The 21,681-nt window shown below is 68.0% G+C and carries 26 protein-coding genes; 8 read left to right on the forward strand and 18 right to left on the reverse strand.

From position 1 onward, the window contains the following. Nucleotides 1-11: 11 nt before the first annotated feature. Nucleotides 12-896, reverse strand: a complete 885-nt coding sequence (locus A5750_RS09145) for an aldo/keto reductase (protein ID WP_066950059.1) — start codon at nucleotides 894-896, stop codon at nucleotides 12-14. A gap of 57 nt (nucleotides 897-953) precedes the next feature. Between A5750_RS09145 and A5750_RS09150 the strand changes: the two genes are divergently transcribed. Next, entirely contained in the window at nucleotides 954-1,454 is a 501-nt protein-coding gene (locus A5750_RS09150; RefSeq protein ID WP_066950062.1) for a DUF1990 family protein, read from the forward strand. A gap of 10 nt (nucleotides 1,455-1,464) precedes the next feature. Here the strand turns inward: A5750_RS09150 and A5750_RS09155 are convergent, their stop codons facing one another. Next, nucleotides 1,465-1,902 (reverse strand): DoxX family membrane protein, encoded by a 438-nt coding sequence (locus A5750_RS09155; RefSeq protein WP_067262180.1) that lies wholly within the window; start codon nucleotides 1,900-1,902, stop codon nucleotides 1,465-1,467. A gap of 78 nt (nucleotides 1,903-1,980) precedes the next feature. On the opposite strand from A5750_RS09155, the gene A5750_RS09160 reads away from it, so the two are divergent. Further along, nucleotides 1,981-2,688, forward strand: a complete 708-nt coding sequence (locus tag A5750_RS09160) for a metalloregulator ArsR/SmtB family transcription factor (protein WP_156664303.1) — start codon at nucleotides 1,981-1,983, stop codon at nucleotides 2,686-2,688. Here the strand turns inward: A5750_RS09160 and A5750_RS09165 are convergent. The 6 genes from A5750_RS09165 to A5750_RS09190 are packed head-to-tail and all read right to left on the reverse strand — an operon-like array spanning nucleotide 2,685 to nucleotide 6,676. Beyond that, entirely contained in the window at nucleotides 2,685-3,626 is a 942-nt protein-coding gene (locus A5750_RS09165) for a nitronate monooxygenase family protein (protein WP_067262182.1), read from the reverse strand. The two genes, A5750_RS09160 and A5750_RS09165, sit on opposite strands and share 4 nt — an antisense overlap. Nucleotides 3,627-3,630: 4 nt before the next feature. Next, nucleotides 3,631-3,975 carry a cupin domain-containing protein gene (locus tag A5750_RS09170; RefSeq protein WP_067262185.1) on the reverse strand — a complete coding sequence of 115 codons (345 nt, stop codon included), beginning with the start codon at nucleotides 3,973-3,975 and terminating at the stop codon, nucleotides 3,631-3,633. A gap of 31 nt (nucleotides 3,976-4,006) precedes the next feature. After that, a complete protein-coding gene (locus A5750_RS09175) occupies nucleotides 4,007-4,432 on the reverse strand; it encodes a hypothetical protein (RefSeq protein WP_066950585.1) in 426 nt (141 codons plus the stop codon). Beyond that, complete coding sequence (locus tag A5750_RS09180) at nucleotides 4,429-5,109, reverse strand: metalloregulator ArsR/SmtB family transcription factor (protein ID WP_156664304.1); 681 nt, start codon at nucleotides 5,107-5,109, stop codon at nucleotides 4,429-4,431. Before A5750_RS09180 ends, A5750_RS09175 begins: the two co-directional genes overlap by 4 nt. Nucleotides 5,110-5,116: 7 nt before the next feature. After that, on the reverse strand, nucleotides 5,117-5,473 hold the full coding sequence (gene fdxA / locus A5750_RS09185; protein ID WP_067262198.1) for a ferredoxin: 357 nt from the start codon (nucleotides 5,471-5,473) through the stop codon (nucleotides 5,117-5,119). A 42-nt stretch (nucleotides 5,474-5,515) separates the two neighbouring features. Further along, a complete protein-coding gene (locus tag A5750_RS09190) occupies nucleotides 5,516-6,676 on the reverse strand; it encodes a site-2 protease family protein (protein WP_067262200.1) in 1,161 nt (386 codons plus the stop codon). 393 nt (nucleotides 6,677-7,069) lie between these two features. Between A5750_RS09190 and A5750_RS09195 the strand changes: the two genes are divergently transcribed. Beyond that, nucleotides 7,070-7,285, forward strand: a complete 216-nt coding sequence (locus A5750_RS09195) for a hypothetical protein (RefSeq protein WP_197505398.1) — start codon at nucleotides 7,070-7,072, stop codon at nucleotides 7,283-7,285. A 26-nt stretch (nucleotides 7,286-7,311) separates the two neighbouring features. On the opposite strand, the gene A5750_RS09200 is transcribed toward A5750_RS09195, so the two are convergent. After that, nucleotides 7,312-8,709 (reverse strand): wax ester/triacylglycerol synthase family O-acyltransferase, encoded by a 1,398-nt coding sequence (locus A5750_RS09200; RefSeq protein ID WP_067262202.1) that lies wholly within the window; start codon nucleotides 8,707-8,709, stop codon nucleotides 7,312-7,314. 15 nt (nucleotides 8,710-8,724) lie between these two features. Next, entirely contained in the window at nucleotides 8,725-9,978 is a 1,254-nt protein-coding gene (locus tag A5750_RS09205; RefSeq protein WP_067262205.1) for a S9 family peptidase, read from the reverse strand. Nucleotides 9,979-10,197: 219 nt separating this feature from the next. Here A5750_RS09205 and A5750_RS09210 point away from each other — a divergent pair, with 219 nt between their 5' ends. Beyond that, complete coding sequence (locus tag A5750_RS09210) at nucleotides 10,198-10,470, forward strand: hypothetical protein (protein ID WP_067262207.1); 273 nt, start codon at nucleotides 10,198-10,200, stop codon at nucleotides 10,468-10,470. A 190-nt stretch (nucleotides 10,471-10,660) separates the two neighbouring features. On the opposite strand, the gene A5750_RS09215 is transcribed toward A5750_RS09210, so the two are convergent. Next, nucleotides 10,661-11,644 carry a GNAT family N-acetyltransferase gene (locus tag A5750_RS09215; RefSeq protein WP_066950093.1) on the reverse strand — a complete coding sequence of 328 codons (984 nt, stop codon included), beginning with the start codon at nucleotides 11,642-11,644 and terminating at the stop codon, nucleotides 10,661-10,663. A gap of 328 nt (nucleotides 11,645-11,972) precedes the next feature. Between A5750_RS09215 and A5750_RS09220 the strand changes: the two genes are divergently transcribed. The 3 genes from A5750_RS09220 (at nucleotide 11,973) to A5750_RS09230 (ending at nucleotide 15,475) form a co-directional block, all read left to right on the forward strand. After that, entirely contained in the window at nucleotides 11,973-12,236 is a 264-nt protein-coding gene (locus tag A5750_RS09220) for a hypothetical protein (protein ID WP_066950096.1), read from the forward strand. A gap of 151 nt (nucleotides 12,237-12,387) precedes the next feature. After that, entirely contained in the window at nucleotides 12,388-14,229 is a 1,842-nt protein-coding gene (locus A5750_RS09225; protein WP_066950099.1) for a long-chain fatty acid--CoA ligase, read from the forward strand. 121 nt (nucleotides 14,230-14,350) lie between these two features. Beyond that, the gene (locus A5750_RS09230; RefSeq protein WP_067262212.1) at nucleotides 14,351-15,475 is read left to right on the forward strand and encodes a Vms1/Ankzf1 family peptidyl-tRNA hydrolase; all 1,125 of its coding nucleotides are present in this window, start codon (nucleotides 14,351-14,353) and stop codon (nucleotides 15,473-15,475) included. Between the two features lie 83 nt (nucleotides 15,476-15,558). Here A5750_RS09230 and A5750_RS09235 read toward each other — a convergent pair whose 3' ends face one another. Beyond that, complete coding sequence (locus A5750_RS09235; RefSeq protein WP_066950105.1) at nucleotides 15,559-16,365, reverse strand: HPF/RaiA family ribosome-associated protein; 807 nt, start codon at nucleotides 16,363-16,365, stop codon at nucleotides 15,559-15,561. A gap of 29 nt (nucleotides 16,366-16,394) precedes the next feature. Beyond that, nucleotides 16,395-16,676 carry a DUF1876 domain-containing protein gene (locus tag A5750_RS09240; protein WP_066950588.1) on the reverse strand — a complete coding sequence of 94 codons (282 nt, stop codon included), beginning with the start codon at nucleotides 16,674-16,676 and terminating at the stop codon, nucleotides 16,395-16,397. A gap of 217 nt (nucleotides 16,677-16,893) precedes the next feature. Here A5750_RS09240 and A5750_RS09245 point away from each other — a divergent pair, with 217 nt between their 5' ends. Continuing rightward, on the forward strand, nucleotides 16,894-17,541 hold the full coding sequence (locus A5750_RS09245) for a TetR/AcrR family transcriptional regulator (protein ID WP_066950108.1): 648 nt from the start codon (nucleotides 16,894-16,896) through the stop codon (nucleotides 17,539-17,541). Here A5750_RS09245 and A5750_RS09250 read toward each other — a convergent pair. Genes A5750_RS09250 through A5750_RS09270 form a run of 5 tightly spaced genes read right to left on the reverse strand, consistent with a single transcriptional unit; the run spans nucleotide 17,532 to nucleotide 21,580 of the window. After that, nucleotides 17,532-18,758 (reverse strand): lyase family protein, encoded by a 1,227-nt coding sequence (locus A5750_RS09250; protein WP_067262218.1) that lies wholly within the window; start codon nucleotides 18,756-18,758, stop codon nucleotides 17,532-17,534. The genes A5750_RS09245 and A5750_RS09250 overlap by 10 nt on opposite strands. Next, nucleotides 18,755-19,318 carry a protocatechuate 3,4-dioxygenase subunit alpha gene (pcaG, locus tag A5750_RS09255; RefSeq protein WP_067262435.1) on the reverse strand — a complete coding sequence of 188 codons (564 nt, stop codon included), beginning with the start codon at nucleotides 19,316-19,318 and terminating at the stop codon, nucleotides 18,755-18,757. The genes A5750_RS09250 and pcaG overlap by 4 nt, the downstream gene beginning before the upstream one ends. After that, the gene (gene pcaH / locus A5750_RS09260) at nucleotides 19,311-20,066 is read right to left on the reverse strand and encodes a protocatechuate 3,4-dioxygenase subunit beta (protein WP_067262223.1); all 756 of its coding nucleotides are present in this window, start codon (nucleotides 20,064-20,066) and stop codon (nucleotides 19,311-19,313) included. Before pcaH ends, pcaG begins: the two co-directional genes overlap by 8 nt. A gap of 60 nt (nucleotides 20,067-20,126) precedes the next feature. Next, nucleotides 20,127-20,612, reverse strand: coding sequence for a hemerythrin domain-containing protein (locus A5750_RS09265; RefSeq protein ID WP_066950130.1), 486 nt, complete (start codon nucleotides 20,610-20,612; stop codon nucleotides 20,127-20,129). Continuing rightward, entirely contained in the window at nucleotides 20,609-21,580 is a 972-nt protein-coding gene (locus A5750_RS09270; protein ID WP_067262439.1) for a Rieske 2Fe-2S domain-containing protein, read from the reverse strand. Before A5750_RS09270 ends, A5750_RS09265 begins: the two co-directional genes overlap by 4 nt. Nucleotides 21,581-21,681: the final 101 nt, after the last annotated feature.

The following is a 21,681-nucleotide window of genomic DNA, read 5'->3' on the forward strand; positions in this document are numbered from 1 at the left end:
GGGCGGCGCGGTCAGACCGTCTGTTGAGCCCCGGCCGCTGAGAGGGTTTCGAACTCGTCGTCGGTCAGTGTGATCTCGGCGGCGGCCACGTTTTCCTCCAGGTGCGCCACCTTCGAGGTGCCCGGAATCGGCAGCATCACCGGCGACCGTTTCAGCAACCAGGCCAGCGCCAGTTGCGACGGAGTCGCGTGGTGCTCGCCGGCGATGCGCTGCAGCGGGCCGTCGGGGGCGGCCAGCGGCCCGGCGGCCAGCGGGAACCACGGGATGAAGCCGATGCCCTGCTGGGTCGCGGCGTCCAGCAGCGGTTCGGCGCCCCGGGCGGACAGGTTGTACATGTTCTGCACCGAGACGATCTCGGTGGTCCGCTGGGCCTCGGTGAGTTGGTCGACGGTGATCTCGGACAGGCCGATGTGGCGGATCTTGCCCTCGTTCTTCAGCGTCAGCAGCTCGCCCACCTGGTCGGCCAGCGGGAAGTCCCGGTCGATGCGGTGCAGCTGGAACAGGTCGATGGTGTCGACGCCCAGGCGGCGCAGGCTCATCTCACATTCCTGCCGCAGATAACTCGGGTTGCCCAGCGGGATCCAGACGTCCGGTCCGGTGCGCAGCAGCCCCGCCTTGGTTGCGATGACCAACCCGTCGTAGGGGTGCAGCGCCTCGCGAATGATGTCCTCGGCGATGTAGGGGCCGTAGGAATCCGCGGTGTCGATGAAGTTCACGCCGAGCTCGACCGCGCGGCGCAGCACCCGGACGGCCTCGTCACGATCGGCCGGCGGCCCCCAGACACCCTTGCCGGTCAGGCGCATGGCGCCGAACCCGAGCCGGTTGATGGTCAGGTCGCCGCCGAGGCTGAAGGTTCCGGACGCTTCTGCAACAGTTTTCGAGTTTTGTGCGGTCACTTTTACGACCGTACGCCGGAAATGTCGCCGCGTATCTCGGCGTGGCAAGCTGAGCGGGTGGACTTAGCAGCGCTCGAGGAACTCCCGCTGACCTATCCCGAAGTGGGGGCGACCGCATCCGGCAACTTGCCCGCGGGATACGACCACCTACACACGGAGACCCAGATCGGCACGGGTCAGCAGCGCTTCGAGCAGGCCGCCGACGCCGTCATGCGCTGGGGTATGCAGCACGGGGCCGGGCTGGGGGTGCGGGCCAGCTCCGACGTTGCGGAGGTCGGCACAGTTGTGGTGGTGCGCATGGGTTTTCTGCCCGCGCCATGCCGCGTGGTGTACGTCGTCGACGAGCCCGACATCCGTGGATTCGCCTACGGCACGTTGCCGGGACATCCGGAGTCCGGCGAGGAGCGCTTCGTCGTCCGGCGCGACCCCGTCACGTCCGCGGTGTTCGCGGAGGTGACGGCGTTCTCGCGGCCCGCCACCTGGTGGAGTAAAGCCGCGAGGCCGGTGGTGTCGGTGGCGCAGCGCGTCATCGCCAAACGCTATCTACGCGGGGTCTGAGCCAGGGAGGCTATCGGCGCCCGATGCTGCCGGTGTGCACGCCCTGCGCCAGCCGGGCGAGCGCGATGGCGCCGACCAGCAGACCGAAGTCGCGCAGTGCCACGTCGTAGAAACCCGGCCCGGTGAGCAGGTCGACGATGATCCCGGCCAGCCACGCCGCAACCACCCATGCGCCGAACCGCGGCACGACCGCGACCAGCACGCCGGCCACGATCTCGATGACGCCCACCAGATACATGCATTGGTCGGCGGTCCCGGGCACCAGGTCGTTGATCCAGCCGGCCAGGTACATGCTCCAGTGCTGCGGGTGGGTCAGCACGTTGAAGAACTTGTCCAGCCCGAAGACTATGGGCGCGATGGTGAAAACGGTGCGCAGCGCGTAGTAGGCCGACAGCGCCGGGTCCCTCAATTGGGCGGTGAGCGCTGGGGTGGCGTTGGTGGTGCTCATGGATTCCTCCTTCTAACAGATAACAATCTGAACGTTAGAATCCGTAGACTGTAGCGTCAAGACTTTTATCCGTTAGAAATGGCCGTTGACGTGGACGACGACTCCCTGGAACGCGACGCCGCCGGCATCGGGGCGCTCGCCGACCCCGTGCGCCGCGAGCTCTACCGGTTCGTGTGCGCCCAATCGGCGCCCGTGAGCCGCGACCAGGCGGCCGACGCGGTCGGGATTGCGAACCACCAGGCCAAGTTTCACTTGGATCGGTTGACCGCCGAGGGCCTGCTGGAAAGCGACTACGCGCGCGTGACAGGCCGATCCGGGCCGGGCGCGGGGCGGACGTCCAAGCTGTATCGCCGGGCGGGCCGCGACATCGCGGTCAGCCTCCCCCAGCGCGAGTACGAATTGGCGGGACGCCTGATGGCAAAAGCCATCGCCGAGTCCTCCTCCACCGGTGCGCCCGTTGTCGAGGTCCTCAACGGGGTGGCGCACGACTACGGGCAGACCATCGCCGCCACGCCGCGCCGGCCCACCAGCCCGGCCGCGGGACTGAGGCTTGCCATCAAGGTCTTGAGCAGGTACGGCTACGAACCGCGCGCCGTCGGCCGCAGGATCGAACTCGCCAACTGCCCGTTCCACGCGCTTGCGCGGGAGCAGACCGAGCTGGCCTGCAACATGAACCACGCGCTCATCACCGGTGTCGCCGATGCCCTGGCGCCGCATGGGCCCGACGCCCAGCTGTGCCCCGGGCCCGACCGCTGTTGCGTCGTGCTCACCCCCGGCGAAGGCTAGGAGCCCCAGGCACTCAGCAAACGCTGTGCGCCCGAACACATTTCGTCGATCACCTCGGCGACCGACGCGTCGTCGCGGATCATCCCGACGCCCTGACCGGCGTCCACGGGCGCGACCCGGCGGTCGTCGGCGGCGATGGAGGCCGCGAGGTCGTCGCAGGCCTGCGGGTTGAGCGTGTCCTCTTTACCCGTCCAGCGCTCGACGAAGTCGTTGGTCAGCACCCGGGACGGGAATCGCGCGGGCCACGGCCGGGCCTGGGCGACGTCGAAGGCCCGGGTGACCGCCGTGTCGGTGGCCCGGGCCGCGATCAGCGCGCGGCGGCTGCCGTCGCCGGAGAGCGCCTCCGGACACGCGGCCAGGCGGGTGCCCACCCACGCCCCGCTCGCACCGGCGGCCAGCACGGCGGCCAGGCTGCGCGCCGAAGCGACACCGCCGCCCGCGAGGACCGGCACCGAGACGGCGTCGAGCACGGTGTCGAGCAACGGCAGCGTCGCGAGCTTCGTCTCACCGTGACCGCCGCCCTCGGACCCCCGGGCGACCAGAATGTCGACGCCGGCATCGGCCGCCTGACGCGCCCCCACACCGTCGTATACCTGTGTGGCGGTGGGGATCCCGGCGTCATGCGCCTTGGTGACCCAGGACCAGTCGGTCCCGAAACTGACCGACAGCAGGGCCGGCCGCGCGGCCAGGGCATCCTCGAGCAGGCCCGCCTCGGTGCGCATCACCCAATCGACCAGGCCGATGCCGAACGATCCCCGCACGTGCTGCAGCTGGGTTCGCAGCAGTTCCCTGGTGGCGACGCTGCCCATGCCGACCATGCCCAGGCCGCCGGCCGCGGTCACCGCCGCGGCCAGCCGACCGCCGGCGACGCCGCCCATGGGTGCGTTGACGATCGGCACCCGCAGCCCGAACTCCCTTGACCAGGGCGTGGAAAGCATCCGGCTATTGAACCGACGGAATGGTCTTCAGCACGGTCAGCATGACCACCGAATCCTCGACCGCCTGCAGGGCGTGCCGTTCGGTTGGGATCGCGACGTAGTCGCCGGTTTTGCCCTCCCAGGCGTCACCGCCGATGGTCAGGCGCACGTGGCCCTGCAACACCTGCAGCGTTGCCTCCGCGGGGCCGTCGTGTTCGGAAAGCTCATGGCCGCCAAGCAAAGCCAGCACGGTCTGCCGAAGTTCGTGGCTGTGGCCGCCGTGGATGGTGTGGGCGGCCCGCCCGCTGTGCGATTCTTTGGCCTCGGCCAGCTTTTCGGACGCGAGGTTGGTCAACGAGATCGATTCCATAGCAGAGTCCTTTGCGGTTGAACGGACACGATCAGGCCGTCAGTAGCAGTATCCCCGCCACGACCAACGCGATTACCTTGACCACCTCGAAGCCGACGTAGACGTAGTGGGCTCGGGAGCGCGGACCGTCCGACCCGGCGAGCACCCGGTCCGAGCGGCGGGCCAGTCGGGGGCGTACCGCGATCAACTGGACGGCCAGCGCGCCGGCTGCGACGAAAATCGCGACGGTGACGCCCGTCGTCGTCGGGCCCCCGACCACGAGCGCCACGAGGACCAGGGCGAAGCAGACCTCGACGGTGTTCAGGGCCCGGAACACCAGCCGCCCGATGCCGAGCCCGATCTGCAACGTCACGTTGGGCGCGCGAAATTTCAGCGGAGCTTCCAGGAACGAGATCGCCAGCACCATGCCGAGCCACACGAAGGTGACCGCAACGGCGATCGCCGGGCCGGTGCTCATTTGGTCGCGGTCCGCGGCGCCAGGTGCGCCACGCACAGGTCCGGTTCGACGAACGCGTCGAGCCGGTCGACCGACACCGGCGCCCCCCAGGCCTCCATGGCACCCTGCATGAGGCCCAGGTGCACCGGGCACACGACGGCGGTCCGGTTCTCGGCCAACTCCAGGAATGGGCAGTGCCGCAGGCCGACCTGTTGCTCCCCGTCGGTCGCCCGGCGTTCGGGCGCGAAGCCGAGCTCGTCGAGCATGTTGACCAAGTGGTCGATCGCGTCGTCGGCGCTGGCGGGTTCCGTAGGCACCGCTTCCAGGCTGGCTTCCAGTTTTTGCCCCCAGGCCCGGCCCGCGGCCAACGCCTTGGCACCGGCATCACGCTCTCCGGCGAACGCCACGGCCAGGATCTCGGCGAGCAGGCGATAGTGCCGCGTACCGCCGCGGTCCATCTGCCGGACCGCGCGGAACATCAGCGGCGGGCGGCCCGGCCCCTTGCGATCCAGCTCGACGTGCTCCACTTGCCCGTCGCCGACCAGGCTGTCGAGGTGGAAGCGGACGGTATTCGGGTGCACGCCCAGCACGTCGGCGATGGCGGCGATGCTCATGGGATCGGGTGACGCCCGCAGGACCCGCAGGACCGCGCGGCGGCGGCTGGCGGATTCCCCGATCGACGTCGGCGACAACTTCACGGGACCTTCACGCTCCTTCCGCTTGGTCAGCCCTCGGCTGAGCGGCCACCAAAGGCGTGTCTACACCGAGCGGACCCATCTTGGCCGCCCCACCCGGGGATCCCAAGGGGGCGTCGCGGCCCGGCAGCGTTTCGGTGAAGAAAGCCTCATTGTCGGCCAGGTACGGCTTGAGCTCCTCGGGCAGGTCGTCTTCGTAGTAGATGGCGTCGACCGGACACACCGGCTCGCACGCGCCGCAGTCCACGCATTCATCGGGATGTATGTACAGCGCGCGGCCACCCTCGTAGATGCAATCGACGGGACACTCGTCCACACAGGCGCGATCCATCACGTCGATGCATGGCTTCCCGATCACGTACGTCATGGGCTAGAGTTTACACAACATTGCTTGTAAAAACGAGTGCGACTAAATGCTTTGCGCCGACGCCGGTTTCGCGTCTTCTGGGTGGGCGAGCCGATAAACCTCGATGAGGCGCGCCACATCGGTGGGCGTAACGATGCCGACCACCTGCGCGCCATCGAACACCAGGGCACGGCTGCGTGGACCGGCCGGTGCCATCCGCTCCAGCAGGGCGGTCAGCGGCTCCTGCGGCGCACCGGACGGCACCTCTTGCAGCGGTTGCGCGACCTCCCCCACGGTGACGGTGGCGCGCTGGCCTGGCGCGACCTCACGCAACCGACGCAACGTGATCAGACCGGTGATCGCCCCGCTCCGGTCGACGACCGGGTACGCCGAATGCCGGTCACCAAGCACATAGCGCTGGACGAAATCGTCGACGGTGATCCAACCGGGCGCGGTATGCGGCCCCGCGGTCATCGCGTCGGCGACGCGGACGCCGGAGAACATCTGCTGGGTCGATAGCCGGGTCTCCTCCTCGCGACTGGCGGCGAAGATGAACCAGCCGATGAACGCCAGCCAGACACCGCCGACCACACCGCCGAATAGAAATTCGGCCAGCCCCAGCCCGATGAGGATGAAGGCGACCACCCGTCCGGCGTGCGCCGCGCCGATGCTCGCTCGCACGCTGTCCCCGTGGCGGCGCCACAGGATGGCCCGAAGCACCCGGCCACCGTCCAGGGGCGCGCCGGGCAACAGGTTGAACAGGCCCAGCAGCAGATTGATGACGGCCAACCAGGAAGCGACCCCGATCACGATGGGAGCGGCGCGCACGGTATGCAGCGCCGCAACGAGCCCGCCGAAGGCGGCGGCCAACGCCAGGCTGGTGGCCGGCCCGGCGATCGCGATCCGGAAGGCCGCCTTGGGCGTCTTGGCCTCGCCGCCGAGGGTGGTCACGCCGCCGAACAGCCAGAGCGTCACGCTCCCCACGGACACCCCGGCGCGGCGGGCGACGACGGCATGCGCGAGCTCGTGTGCCACTAGCGAGGCCAGCAGCACCAGCGCGCCGCACGCTCCGGCCAACCAGTAGGCGCCGTGCGAATATCCTTTGACGGTTCCGGGCAGCGTGCTTGCCAGGCTCCAGGTGAACAACCACAGGATGACCAGCACGCTCCAGTGGACGTTCACCGGAAATCCGGCGATCCGCCCTATCGGGATCGCGTCGCGCACGTCAAACCTCCAAAGTCATTGAGGAGAGCCGGTTCAACTGCCGCCTCTGGCTCGAAAGTAGGACGCCGCCGCGGCCACCGCTAGGGCACTAGGACCCCGCGCGGGCGGCCAATCGGCCTGCGTGGGGACACGGTCAGAATTCGCACCGGCGTCCGAGGCAGCCGCCGCTGAATGTGGCGTCGGCGGGTCGTCCGCACCATGTCGCTGCCGGCCCGGGTGGCGTCGCCCCGGGCCCACCACGGCTATTGCGGGCGCCGGCTCCGGTGATGACTTTGGACCCTATCCGCAATCTGCGCGTGACGGAATAGTGGCGACGTCTGACGTAACTTGGCTGGTGCGGTTGCGGCTGAACGAAGGAGCATGGCGGCTATGGGCGGTACCCCGACGTTGTCGTTGACCGACTCTGACGTGGACGCCCTGGCTTCGGAATTCCTGCAATCGCATTATCTCGGCCCGATTTATGCCGACTGGTCCCCAGATCGACGCCTCGACACCTTCCTACGACGCCGCGGCCTGTCGCGTGTCGCCGACGACGGCGACCTGTCCCATACCGTCCTGGAACGCATCATGGCCCACGTCGGCCGCTCCTCGCAGCGGGCGCGCGGCTGATTGTGCCAGCGGCCAGTAGCCGACGCTCAGTTGGCAACGCCCAGTGCCGCTTCGAGCTCGGCCAAGCACTCCTCGGTCGACGGGATGAACGTCTCGATATCGGGCACCACGTCGCGCCCCGCGGCATAGCCGAACCCGATCCGGTCGGCGTACGCGCACGTCGTGATGTTGAGCGCGTGACCGTCGTAGACCGTCGACACCGGATACATCTCCTCGATTCGAGCGCCGTTCCAATACATTTCGGCTACCGGGCCGCGAACGTGGGAAATCGGCAGATTGTATCCGGTCCGGATTTTCGGCGTGAACGGCAGCAGCGGGCCGATCGCCGTCGCTGCGATGCTGCCGGCGTTCGTCAGCAGTGACGCCGCCGCTCCCCGTTTGGCTACCCAGTGCTTGCCCTCGGACATGGATCGGTGGATCGCGTCCAGCCGGGCCAGCGGGTCATCCAGGTTGGTGCCCAGCGGACACATCCACAGTCCGAACCTGTTGCCGTGCTGATCGTTTGGCGTCTCGTGCTCGGGGTCGCGCACCGTGATGGGGCACGCGGCCACCAGTGACCGGTTGGGCAGTTCCGCGCGATCACTCAGCCACCGCCGCACCACGCCGGCCGCCATCGCGGTGAGCACGTCGGGGCCGGTCACGCCGGCCGCCTGCCGCACGGCTTGGATGCGATCTTTCGCCCAGCTGCCCGCGGCGACCGCGCGCTCGGGGCCCACGCGGCCGTTGAACCGGATGTAGGGCGCCCCCAGGGGCAGCGCCGTGGTGTGCCCGATCAGGGCATCCAGCACGGTCGCAACCTCGCCGGTGGCCACCCGCCCGACCAGCCCCGCACTCGACGCCGCCGCATCGGTCAGCGACCGCAGCGGCGCGACCAGACGAGACACCAACCCGGCCGAAGCCCGCGGCGAGGGCTCGGGCCGGCAGTCGGCGTAAAACGGCGGCATCGACCGGCGGTCGGGATCACTGCTGAGCGCATCGGTGATCATCTGAAAACCGGCCACCCCGTCGGTCACGCTGTGATGCACCTTGATGTAGAACGCGAAGCGGCCCCCGTCGAGGCCGTCGATCAGATACGACATCCACATCGGCCGGCTCCAGTCCAGCCGCATCGCGTCCAGCTCCCCGATCAGCCGCCAGAACCCATCCCCGGACACCGTGCGGCGCTGGCAATGTCGGCTCACATCAACGGAATCCATGTGCCGCCAGACCCACATGCCACCGGTCTCCACACCGCGGTGCGGATACCTGCTGAGCCTCGGATCGATCGGATGATTCCCGCCCAGCGTCTTCCGGTGCAGTTCGTCGACGTAGCCGGGCCCGGCGTCGTCAGGCGGCGACAGGATCAGCACGGCACCGACGTGCATCGGGTTGGACACCCACTCCGCGGTCATCATCGCCGCGTCCAGCGGATCCAGCGGGTTCATTCTCCACCTCCCCGACTAGGCGGGGCGGTCGCGCCGGGGCACCGCCCCATCCAGAAGGCCCGACTGCTGCAACGCCGCCTCGAGGAACCGCTGTACCGGCCGCGCCCGGAAGAAGCCGGTATGACCGCCGCGGTACCAGACGATCTCCGGTTTCCCCCAGTGTTCCCAGAGGCGGACCACCTGCTCGCGTGGGTGCACCACCTGATCGGCGACGCCGGCGTAGATGAAGCGGCCCGGCATAGGCACGAGCGGGGCGAGCGACAGCGGCGACGTCATCCGTCCGATGGGCTCGGCGGCTTCGATCGTCCGACGGCGCGGATCGTCGGGGCCAAGCCCGGAGTGCCGACTCAGCAGCCCGACCAGGTCCGCGACCGGCACGCCGAGAATCGCACAGGTGAGCCCGGTTTCGAGGCTGGCGACCAACGCCGTGATGTAGCCGCCCAGCGACAGACCGTTCAACCCGATCTGCGATTCCGGCTCTTCTCGGCGTATCCAGGACAGCAACCGGCGGATGTCCCACACCGCCTGCGCAGTCGCGTGCACGTCGTCGAGGATGTCCTCGCCCGGAAACACCGCACCCTTCGGCAGGCCCCGGGCGCGGGGACCGTGCATCGGGAGGACCGGCATGACGACGTTCAACCCGAGGTCTTCGTGTAACCGCCAGGCGCGGAACAAAGCGAGATCCAATGCGGCCCGACCCATTTCGGTTCCGTGGATGCACACCAGCCAGGGGCGTGGTTGCGGATGGCGGAGCAACAGGGCGTACTCGCGATCGTTCGCGGTGTAGCCCATCCACCGCTGTGCGCCGGGTTCACCCGGCCGGGGCCGGTATCCGCTGTCGAAGAAGATGCGGTGGAAGGAGCGCCTGCCTCCTTTGACCTTCCGCACCGTGACGTCCGAAAGTGGCGGCGGCGCACCGAAAAATCGCCTTGGATGGGTGAGCCATCCCCGGTCGCCATAGAACTTCAGCCCCGCGGTCACCTCGCTCGTGATGCGCTCGAAATCCTCCGGGCGGCTGATCGGGCGCCGCGCCTTCAGGCCCATCAGGACGACTTCGTCGCGGAACGCCTGGGCCGCCAGCGCGAGGGTGGGTCGCGCGATCGGAAGCTCGTCAGGGGCTTGGCCGAGATATTCGCGCCAAGACTCGGCGAAATATCGACCGGTGCTCGTGAACGGTTTGACGGCACTGCTTAGGCCGACGCCCCCGGGCGGGGTCAACGGCAAAGTGCCCGGACGCCGGGAAGCGCCGTTGTTGGTCGGTACCGCCATGGTGGCAAATTAGCAGGTGCCGAAATCTGCGTGTTAGGGACTTACGGCCCGGTCGGGGCCGCGAAAGTCCTTGGCCGGCAAGCCGAGCGTAGCCGCCCGGTCCGGGCCATATGACCGGCGCGAAAGGTCTTTTGTCACTCGCGCCGAGGTCTGGCCAGTCGTAACCTCGGAGCCGTCACAAGCATCTCCGAAAACCCCTTGTCGATTAGGAGTGGGACCATGACCGAGGCACCGCACAAGACCGAGCCACGTTGGGCCGAGCTCTCCGACGACGTGCTGGAATCCGTCGAATCCGGCCGCAAGCACGCCATCGAGGCCGTCCGCAAGTTCGTCGACCAGATCAGTCCGGTCCTCCCCGAGCAGTCGCGGCGCAAGACCGTCGTCGACGCCGCACTGGACCTGGCTGACGACCTGGTCACCGCCCGCATCGAATTCTTCCGCAACGTGGTGCGCAGCGCCGGCCAGGCCGTGGGCAAGCACGACGACGAATAGACCGCTGCCGCAGGCTATTCGACGTCCAACTCTCCCGATAGCACCAGGACCGCGTTCCGCACGGCGCGCTGCATTCGACCGCGGCGGCCCAGCTGTCGCCCGAGGTCATGGTCGGCGCCCGCGGCCGAATCCGGCCTTCCGACAAGGGCGCAAGGCCATCAGGTGGCGGGGCGTTTGTCATTTTCGGCCGCTAGTCGAATGCCTGGATCACCTGGCGGGCCACCTGCCGAATCTGCTCGTACACACCGCGATCGAGGGGCAGGTCGCGAAAGCGCGGTATCTCCCCCGTCGCGGTGACCACGCCCGGTTCCTCGCGCTCCCAGCGCGCGTTCACCTTCTCGCCCAACGCGCGCGCGGACGGATTCTCCGACAGCACGCGGCCATGGAAGCGTTTGATGCCGTCGACGCGCGCCGCGACCGCCAGCGCGCCGAGCAGCAGCGTACCGATCCCGCGCCCCTGGTAGCCGTCCGCCACGGTCAACGCAACCTCTGCCGAGACGGGGTCGTCTTGATCCCGGACGAAGCGGGCGTCGGCGACGACCGGCCCCGCCGGGCCGTCAGTTACGACCCAGACGAAGTGGTCGACATAGTCGACCTCGAACAGGTACGTCAGTCGCGCATCGGTTGGGGTGCCACCCTGGTACCGCCGGTACAGCGTCTCCTTGGAGAAGGAACCACTGCTCTTGAACCGCTCGGCATCGCCGGGCAGGACGGGCCGCAGCAAGAGCGCGGCGCCGTCCCTGCACGACACCGGGATGGGGGCGATGTACGCGGCCAACCGCTGCCGCGCGGTGCGCAGCATCCGGTCGGCGATCGCCGGCATGGCCAGCATGCAGTCGAAGGCCGCGCTGTATCCGGTATAGCCGCGCACATCCTCCCGCGCGGTCACCGTCGCCGTTCTGGTCGCGTGCCGCAGCAACGCGATCTCGCCGACGATCATTGCGGATGACAGCTCGGTGGTCGTGACCCGGCCCTTCGGACCGACGTGCCTCACCACGACTCGACCGGACGCGATGATCGCGAAGGACTCCGCTCGTTCCCCCTGCCGCATCAGGACTTCCCCGGCGGCGGCGTGCAGGGGCTCGAGCAGGGCGGCCAGCGCCGTAAGGTCCTCCGCCGCAATGTCGGCGAACACCGGAAGCGCCGCCAGCTCCTCGGCGCCGATAGCACTCACGCCGGCCCACCCGTCAGCCCGAGACTGCGGCCCGAATCACGCCCCGATTGCGAATCCATTGCTAAATCGGTCATCTCGCCAATTTCGTAATCCGGTGCCCCCGAAACGAGTAACGTGGCGATGCACCCTCCCCGATGTACGGTACGCGACCTGCACCGCCATCGCCGGAGAAGTAAGTAGGTGACGGTAGTGACAAAAGACCCTGTCGGACTGGGACTTCGGCAGGCCGGAAGGAAGACCAAAGCCTTTCGGTAGTCGTGCTGTTGGCCTCTACGGCCGGACCTTTAGGGCTGGTCGGATGGATCGCTAGGGCTAGCGGGGAGGGAACATGAATACAGCGAAGTGGCGGCCGCATTGGTCGCAGCGCAGGTCGACAGCCACGATCTATCAGTTGACCGATCGCCTCCACGAGGGACATGTTGCCCGAGTGCCCGCCCATCAGATACCCGCGACCGTGTCCGCTTGGTTGGCGGAGCTCGGCGCCCACAGCCCCTTGGTCGACGACCTGGAACGCGCGGTCGAAGGCGGCGATTGGTCCGCGGCGCACGCCCTCGGCGAGTGCCTCTCCATCGAGATTGCCCTGGCCGACTGACGGCCGGCACGGGGGCCCGCGTCCCGGGGACGTTTGCCGATCCCCACATGACTTTCGTCACTACCGAGTAGCCACCGCGCTCCGCAGGATCGAACGGTATACCGGTTCGCCTATGTCATCGGTAAACGTTTCGGGAGCAATGGATCGCGTTATGAAAGCACCACTGGCCTCAATGGAGAGGCCCGATTTCCACAAGATAGAAAACCGCGCGCCCTCGGTGGCACAGATGTTCGTCAACCGTGTCGCCGCCACCCCGCACGCGGAGGCCTTCCGCTATCCGCAAGACCACACCTGGGCGAGCGTGACCTGGCAGCAAGTCGGTGAACGCGTCAGCAATCTCGCCGCGGGTCTGATCGCGCTGGGCATCGAGCATGAGGACCGGGTGGCGCTCGCCTCGGCGACGCGCTACGAGTGGGTGCTCGTCGATTTCGCGATCATGTGCGCGGGCGCCGCCACCACCACCGTGTATCCGACGACGAACGCCGCCGATGTCGCGTATATCGTCGCCAATTCCGGGAGCCGGGTGGTGGTCGCCGAAAACCAGGCCCAGCTCGACAAGCTGATCGAACACCGGGACGAACTGCCCGACGTCAGCAAGGTCGTCGTCATCGACGGCAACGGCGACGGCGACTGGGTGATCACCCTCGCCGACCTGGATCTGTTGGGCAAGCAACTGCTCGCGGACTCACCCGAGGCCGTCAACGAGCGGGTCGCAGCCGTCGGCCCCGATCACCTGGCGAGCCTCATCTACACCTCCGGCACCACGGGGCGGCCCAAGGGCGTGCGGCTGACGCACGGCGCGTGGACGTACACCGCCGCGGCCATCGATTCGCTGGACATCCTCGGCCCCACCGACCTGAATTTCCTTTGGCTGCCACTGGCGCACGCGTTCGGCAAGGTGATGCTGGCACTGCCCCTGCAGATCGGCTTTGCCACCGCCATCGACGGCCGCGTCGAGCGGATCGTCGACAACCTGGCCGCCCTGCGGCCCACCCTGATGGGCGCGGCACCGCGCATCTTCGAAAAGGCGCACGCCCGCGTCCAGGACATGGTCGCCGAACAGGGCGGCCTCACGAAAATGATGTTCGACTGGGCGATCAAGGTCGGTATCAAGGTGTCGGAAGCCCGGCAGACCGGTAGAAAGCCCTCGCTTACGACATCGCTGGCCTACAAGGTGGCCGACCGCCTGGTGTTCACCAACATCCGCGAGCGGTTCGGCGGACGTCTGCGGTTCTTCGTCTCCGCCGCCGCCGCGCTGGACCGCGACGTCGCCCAGTGGTTCGACGCCGTGGGCATCATCGTGCTCGAGGGCTACGGGCTGACGGAGACCGCGGCGGCATCATTCATCAACCGCCCCAACGCTTATCGGCTCGGGACCGTGGGCTGGCCATTCCCCGCCACCGATGTGAAGATCGCCGGCGACGGCGAGGTATTGCTCAAAGGGCCGGGTCTGATGACCGCCTACCACGACCTGCCGGACGCCACCTCCGAGGCGCTGGACGAGGACGGGTGGTTCCACACCGGCGACATCGGAGAGGTCGACCCCGACGGATTTTTGCGGATCACCGACCGCAAGAAGGACATGTTCAAGACCTCCCAGGGCAAGTACGTGGCGCCGTCGGCGATCGATGCCCGGTTCAAAGGCACATGCCCGTACGTGAGCGAGCTGCTGGTCTACGGCGAGGGCAAGCCATACTGTGTCGCCCTGGTCAGCCTCGACAGCGAGGCGATCTCCGACTGGGCCAATAAGAATGGCCTGGCGGGCAAGTCCTTCGCCGAGATAGCGCGTGACGACAAGACACAGCAGCTGATCGCCGGATACATCGACGCCCTGAACGCCGAACTGAATCGCTGGGAACAGATCAAGAAGTTCACGATCGCCGACCGCGAACTGACCGTTGAGTCGGGCGATCTGACGCCGAGCATGAAACTGCGCCGGAAGGCGGTCATCGACAAATTCTCCGACCGCCTCGAGGCCCTCTACGAGCATTGACAACCGGGCCTTGGCCCGGGACCTAAGACCCGGTGCTGGGGGCTAACGACTCTCGTGGAGCCACGTCCACCGTCCATACGGTGGGCGGATATCGGCAACGGCAACAGTGAAGAGGGATGGCATGCAATCAGATCGCCTCAGGTGGCTGGTAAAAGTGAAAGGCCCATTCGCCTCGGTATATTTCGACGACTCGCACGACAGCCTGGACGCCGCCGAGCAGCTCGAAGCGAAATGGAACGGCATCCGTCAGCATTTGCACGAGATGGGCGCCGACGGGGCAATCGTCGGCATGCTCGAGGATGCGGTGCTGCATCATCGACCGGCTGTCGGACGGCGCGGCCGCGCGGTGATCGCGACCGCCGAACATGTACTGATCAACGAGCACCTGATCAATCCGCCGCCGGCCACGGTGATTCGGGTGTCGGAGTATCCCTACCTCGTGCCGTTGATCGATTCGGAAATTCGGCGCCCCACCTACGTGTTCGCCGCGATCGACCGTGCCGGGGCGGACATCAGCCTGTATCGAGGCGGTGCCGTCAGCTCCGAAAGCGTTGAGGGCGGCGGCTATCCGGTGCACAAGCCGACGACTGCCGGTTGGAACGGCTACGGCGATTTTCAGCACACGACCGAGGAAGCCATTCGAATGAATTGCCGTGCGGTCGCCGACGAACTCACGCGCCTGGTGGACGACGCGGATCCCGAAGTGGTGTTCTTGTGCGGGGAAGTGCGTTCGCTCGCGGATCTGGTTGCCGAACTGCCCGAGCGGGTCGGCGAACGGGTGTCGGAGTTGCATGCCGGAACCCGCAAGAGCCATTGCGACGACGAAGAGATGAGCGAGCTGAAGGGCGAGGAGTTCGCCCGGCGTCGTGGAATCGAGATGTCCGCCCTGGCCCAACGATTCGAAGCGGAGATCGGCCGCGGATCCGGGCGGGCGACCGAAGGCCTTGCCGATGTCTGCCGGGCCCTTCGCGACGGTAACGTCGACACGCTGATCGTCGGCGAGCTCGGCGATGCCACCGTGGTCACCGGCACGGCACTGACCACCATCGCGGCCGACGCCGACGCGCTGTCCGAACTCGGCGAACCCGTGGCACGGGTGGCACGGGCCGATGAGGCGTTGCCTTTCAACGCCATCGCGGTGGGCGCCTCGTTGGTCCGGGCCGGTCAGTTGATGGCACCCGCCGAAGGAGTGGGCGCCCTGCTGCGCTACGCCGCGGGCGACCGGATTCGTCGTCGCGGCGCGTAGGCGCGAACCGCCCGCGCTGCAATAGGTTTGGAGCGGCGGTCCCGGACGGGGGGATTGCCGGGACCGCCGCGGCTTCGGTTGGTCTATTGGTGTTCGCTCGCCGGCGTGATGAGTCCGTAGTGGCCGTCGTAGCGGTGATACAACACGCTGCCGCGATCCCGCGCGGTGTCGACGAAGAACAGGAACGGCAGGCCGAGCAAGCCGATCCGCTCGATGGCCTGCTGGACGTCCAGCCGCGGTGCCGGCTGCGGACTGACGGTCAGCGGCAACTGGAACGGCGCCAGCTGATCAGCAGAGCCCGGATTGACCTGTGCCAGGCGGTATTCGGTCGGACCTTCGCGGTATAGCACGCTGTCCTGCTGCGTGCCCTCCTCGGTGAAGAGGTGGAAGTCGTAGTCGAGCTGCTCCATCTCCAGCGCGGCCTCTTCGACTGTGCAGGTGGGCAGGCTGTAGGACTTGTGCCGCATGATCCGGCGTTCGCTTTCCGGTCGCGGGAAGTACTTGGGCCGGTGGTTGTGTTCGGTTTCATGCCGCCATTCATGCGGCCGGGGCATGCCGCCTCGCTTGGCTTCCCAGTGCTCGGCCGCACGCTCGAGTTGGCGACGCAGTCGCGCTTCGAGTCGATCGATGGCTTCGCGCGCGGTGACGCCTTCGACCTGTGCGCGCACCGGCCGGCCGTTGACGTCCAGGCTTGCCTGCGCGATCACCCGGCGGGTCACCGCGGGGTCGCGGTGCTCGGCCAACCTGACGTGGGCGCGCAGCACCGGTTCGTGGGCGAGGTGGCCGAGCTCGCCGATCTTGGTGCGCGCGTATTCCTCGGCGTCGGGCAGCTGACCGTGCGTCGTTATCTGGACGTCGAAGGCGCCCGGTAAATCGGGTCGGTGTCTCATGGTGGCTTTCTTGCTTCTTCGCTGATCGCTCAGTGATGCAGACCCGTGACGGGTTCGTGGGTACTGGTTTGGATGTCGACGGATGTCGCAGCGAACAGCTGATTCGCCAGATCGGACAGCGCGCGGGCGATCGCGAGCTCGTCGCCGATCGCGGCCACGGGCTGATCTGCCGGGTCGAGTCGCGCCAGGCCGACGCCGACGAGGGTCTTGCCCGCCCAGGACAACCGCGCCTTCGCCCGGGTCCGTTCGTCGCGATCCTCGACCAGCACGTCGATGCGGCATGTCTTGGTGCCGTCGTCGTTCTTTGTCACCACCAGATGCGACCATTCCGAGCCAGGGCCCGAGTAGGGGCGGAAGTCCCGAATCGTGAGGTCGTTCGTCGACCCGCCGCGACGCCGGGTCGGTGGGTTGAAACGGCCAGCAAATACGTTGACGTTTACGAAGAAAATGTCGAACTTAATCGACATTATTGCTGGGCTTAATCGACAGTTTCGTTCGCGTATATCGTCGTGCCCAACAGTAACGGGCGTGTCCGACCTCCCGACACAGACCAAGTACCTGCATGCCTCGCGGGGCCGCCGGTCGGCTCCGCACTCGGGCGACGACCGCGAACAGGCGATACTGGCCACGGCCGAACGCCTGCTGCAGGAACGGCCGCTCGCGGACTTTTCCGTCGACGACCTAGCAAAAGGCGCCGGGATTTCGCGTCCCACCTTCTACTTCTATTTCCCATCGAAGAACGCGGTGCTGCTGTCGCTGCTCGACCAGATGAACGCCAAGGCGCATGCGGCCCTCATGTCGCTCGGCGGCATATCGACCGATGACCCCGCGGAGCTCTGGCGGGCCCGCATCGAGGCGTTCTTCGAGGTGTCGGGCGCTCACCCGGCGGTCGCGGTGGCGGGCGCCTCGGCGAAGGCGACCAACCCCGAGGTGCGCCAATTGTGGTCCACGCTCATGCAGAGGTGGATCTTGCTGACCACGGCGGCCATCAAGGCGGAGCGCGGCCGGGGCGCCGCCCCCGACACCGTCCCGGCGGAGCAGCTGTCGGTGGCCCTCAACATGTTGAGCGAGCGGGTGATGGCCGCGACATTCACCGCCGAGGACGAGGCGATGCCCGAGGACCGGGCGATCGAGACGCTGCTGCACATCTGGCTGGCCAGCATCTATCAGCGCTGACCCAGCGCCCGGAGGGCTCGGTCCAGGCTCTCGTCGATCAGCCGGTCCACCGCTCCCAAGTAGCTCGGCGACGCCGGCCTCCCCGCCAAGTCGGCGATCGCCTTCTGCTCCCCCAGAACGTCTGCCGCAGCCAGGTTTTCGGACATCCGATCGGCGTGCACCACCAGCCCCGCCAGCAGCTCGGCGCATTGGGATCCGGCGACCACGGTGCGCCGGGCCAAGGTACGCAGTGCATCCCACTCGGCGTGCCAGGCGCCGTCGGGCCGTTCGTCGTTGGCCAGCGCCGCGGCGGTGTGCAGGGTCGCCGCCAGCTGCGGCGCGGAAAGCGCGGCCCGGCGAATGAGGATGGACAGCACCGGGTTTCGTTTGTGCGGCATCGACGACGAGCCGCCGCGGTTCGCGCCGCCCGGCTCGCTCAGTTCGCCGATCTCCGGGCGGGCCAGGGTGACGATGTCCGAGGCGATGCGGCCCCAGGAGTCGGTGCAGCCGACGAACGCGTCGGCGGCCGCGGTGACCGGCGTTCGCGTCGTGTGCCAGGGCGGTCGGACGGTCAGACCCAAAGCCGTCGCCGCGCTTTGCACCAGGCCGATCGAGACCTCGGCGGGGTCGTCGGCGCCGGTGAGCAGCGCTGCCAGCTCCGTGCTGGCCGCCAGTGTCCCGGCGGCCCCGCCGATCTGGATCGGAGCGACCACCGCGGACAGCCCCTCGACGGCGTCGACGGCGCCGTTCAGCCAGCCGGCCGCCTTCGCGCCGAACGTGGTCGGTGCCGCGTGCTGGGTCAGGGTGCGGGCCACCATGGGCGTCGCCCGGTGCCGGGTGGCGAGCTCGGTCAGCGTCGAGATCTGCTCCGCGAGCTGCGCTTTCAGCTCGCCGACCACGTCGCGCACTCCGAGCATCAGGCCGGTGTCCAGGACGTCCTGGCTGGTGAGTCCCCGGTGGATCCACGGCGCGACGGCCGGCGCCGCACGCTGCCGCAGCAGGGCGACGAGACCGATGACGGGGTTGCCGCCGTCCTCGGCGGCGGCTGCCAGGGATGCACAATCGTTGAAGGTCAACAGCATTGGCAGGTCCATCCCGGCGCACTCGGCCGGGGCCAGGCCTCCGGCGACGAGGGCGTCCAGCCAGGCGGCCTCCACCGCGACCATCGATTCCAGCAGGGCCCGATCCGTCATGTGGTCTCGGGCCCGGTGGTCGCCGGGCCACAGCAGGTTGGTCATCGCCCACCGTCCCGGTACGTCAGGAACACGGTCTCGCGCGGACCCTGCAGGTGGATGTCGAAACGGAATTGCCTGCAACCGCTTTCGGCGTCACAGAGCAAGCTGGCGCGCCGCTCGGCATCGAGGCTCGTCAGCAGCGGGTCGGCGCTCACGTCGCCGCCGGGCAGGTAGGCCCGGGTGAACAACCGGTCCAGCAGGCCCCGCGCGAAGACTGTCAGGGCGAAGAACGGCGGCCGCCCGACGCTCGCCGAACCGGGCGTTACGGTGGTGAAGCCGTAATGACCGGCGGCGTCGGTCGCCGACCGGCCCCAGCCCGTGAACGTCGGGACATTGCGGCGCAGCGAGCCGGCCTGCCGCGGGATTCGTCCGGTGCCATCGGGTTGCCACAGCTCGACCAGGGCGTCCGGGACGCCGTCGCCTGCGCCGTCGTAGACCGTGCCGTGTAGCCGGACGGCGTGCGGATGACCATCGTCGACCAGGGCGCTGTCCCCGGGATACGGCAGCCCGAGGTCCAGGAATGGCCCGACCGTTTGCCCTGGGGTACAAGCGAATTCAGCCATCGACGTCCTCGACCGGCGTTCGGGCGCCACCGGACAGCACGATGTCCCACCGATACCCGGTCGCATACTCCGGCTCGGTGAGGTCGTGGTCGTAGCGGGCGATCAGCCGTCGACGCGCGGCGGGGTCGAGGACCGACTGGAAGATCGGATCCAGGTCGAACAGCGGGTCGCCGGGGAAGTACATCTGGGTGACCAGGCGCTGCGGGAAGGCGGTGCCGAAGAGGGAGAAGTGGATGTGCGCCGGGCGCCACGCGTTGCGGTGATTACGCCAGGGATACGGGCCGGGCTTGATGGTCAGGAAGCGGTACGACCCGTCCGGCCCGGTCAGACACCGGCCGGCGCCGGTGAAGTTCGGGTCGAGCGGAGCCGGGTGCTGGTCACGCTGGTGGCGGTACCGGCCGCCGGCATTGGCCTGCCAGATCTCGATCAACTGACCCGCCACCGGTTTGCCCGAGCCGTCGAGCACCCGCCCGGCGACGACGACGCGTTCTCCGAGGGGTTGGCCCGGGTGGCCGGCTGTCAGGTCAGCCTCGACCGGGTCGACGTCCTGGTGGCCGAAGCACGGCGCCCAGCGTTCGACCTCCTCGGGATCGACCGGCACCAGGGGTTGTTTGGGGTGGCGCAGGATGGTGCTGCGGTAGGGCGGGTAGTCGAGCCGGGGCTGCGCTTCGCTCCCCCGGTATTCGGCTGCGATGCTGGCGATCTCGGCCGTGATGTCCCGCTGGGACGCGAGACACTCGGGGTTCATGTGCCGTGACGCTACTCTCGATGATCCCGCACGCCGCGCAAATCGGCGACGCGGCCGGACTTAGAGCGAGCGCACCAGCGCGGCCCTCCCCTTGGTGCGCATCTTGTAGAGGGCGGACCCGCGGTATTGCTCCATTTTCGCGGCCATCTTGTTGCCCAGTTCCTCGAGCTCCGCGTCGGTGATCTTGACCTCGGGGGGAGCCGGGATCATGTCGCGCTCCTCTTCGTCGGCGTGCGCCTCCAGCACCGTCTTGAAGGAGTTCCACTCGTCCTCGTAACCCGGGGCGCTCTGCGGGGTCCTGAGCAGCACCGAGAGTTGGTCGACCACCTGGCGGTGCTCGGCATGAGCGACGGCGATCAGCTTGGTGGCGTCTTTGAGGGCCGGGTAGTACAGGTCGTCCTCGATGCGGAAGTGGATGTCGAGCTCGATCAGCATGTCGTCGAAAAGGGCATGCCGCTCTTCGCTATTCACCGGCGCCTCGCTGACCTTGCGGCCGAGGCCCTTGATCACTATGTGGTGTTCCTTCAGCACGTCGTAGGCGTTCATTGCGCTTTCCCTTCTCCGATTCCCACCGCTGCACCGAGCCCGGGCTCGGGTTCGCCCCGAACTTCGACCATTCCGTTGACCAACCTCGCCTGGTAACACGGCAGCGGGGCAGCCGCCGGGCCGCGCAGAACGTAACCCGTCTCGGCCGCGAACCACGAACCGTGCCAAGGGCATACGAGCCGGCCACGGTCGATCCAGCCATCGGCCATCGGGGCGGCCAGGTGTGGACACAACTCCCCGAACGCCGCGACCTCCCCGGGGCTGGTCTGGCACACCACCAGCCCCACCCCGTCGACCTCGACACGTACCGGCTTTCCGTTCAGCGAAGCCGCCGGCAGCACTGGCGTCCATTCCGCGGTGCGCAGCCGCGCGCCCGACTGGTCGATTCCGATGCCGGACTCGAACACCAGCGCCCCACCGAGGTAGCTGCCCGCGACGGTGATGCCGTAACCCAGTGCGGTGAGCGCGATGCCGCGTCCGTGCCGGCCTCGGCGCCGATCCCACCAGGACTGCGCGTACAGCCCGGTGGCCACCAGGTTCACCAGGCCGTGCACGGCACCGACCCGGCGATCGGATTCGTGGGTGTGCTGCCAATCGGTGACGCCGGTGACGGCCGACCCGATGCTGGCCAGAATGCCCACCCCCAGGGCGCGCGACGCGAACTTCGACGCGTCGCGGACTTCGGTGGCGGGCTGGCCCGGCAGCAGGCTCAGGGCGTCCAACGCGACGGTGGTTCCCAGCGCGCCGCTCGTCAACGACGCCAGCGGCGGGTGCACCGGGTGGCCGAGCCAGACCCCATGCAGCGCGTTGGTCACCGTGTTGCGGGCGCTGCCCAGGCCGTTGAAGGCGAAGCTCAACACGTGTTCGAACCGGTAGCTCGGCCGATCCAGCCACTCTTGACGCCCGATGGCGGACACCACTCGCGATCCGAGTTTCTGCAATCGACCATCCAGTGACCGAGCAGCCATTGCACCCGCCTTCCTCACATACGTCGCCATAATTCGGCCGCGCACGCAAAATCGAACCGTTTACCCCTTGATTACCGCACGCTCACATGCGCAGCGGAGCT

This window comes from Mycobacterium sp. 852002-51613_SCH5001154 (genome assembly GCF_001667425.1).
Classification (GTDB): domain Bacteria; phylum Actinomycetota; class Actinomycetes; order Mycobacteriales; family Mycobacteriaceae; genus Mycobacterium.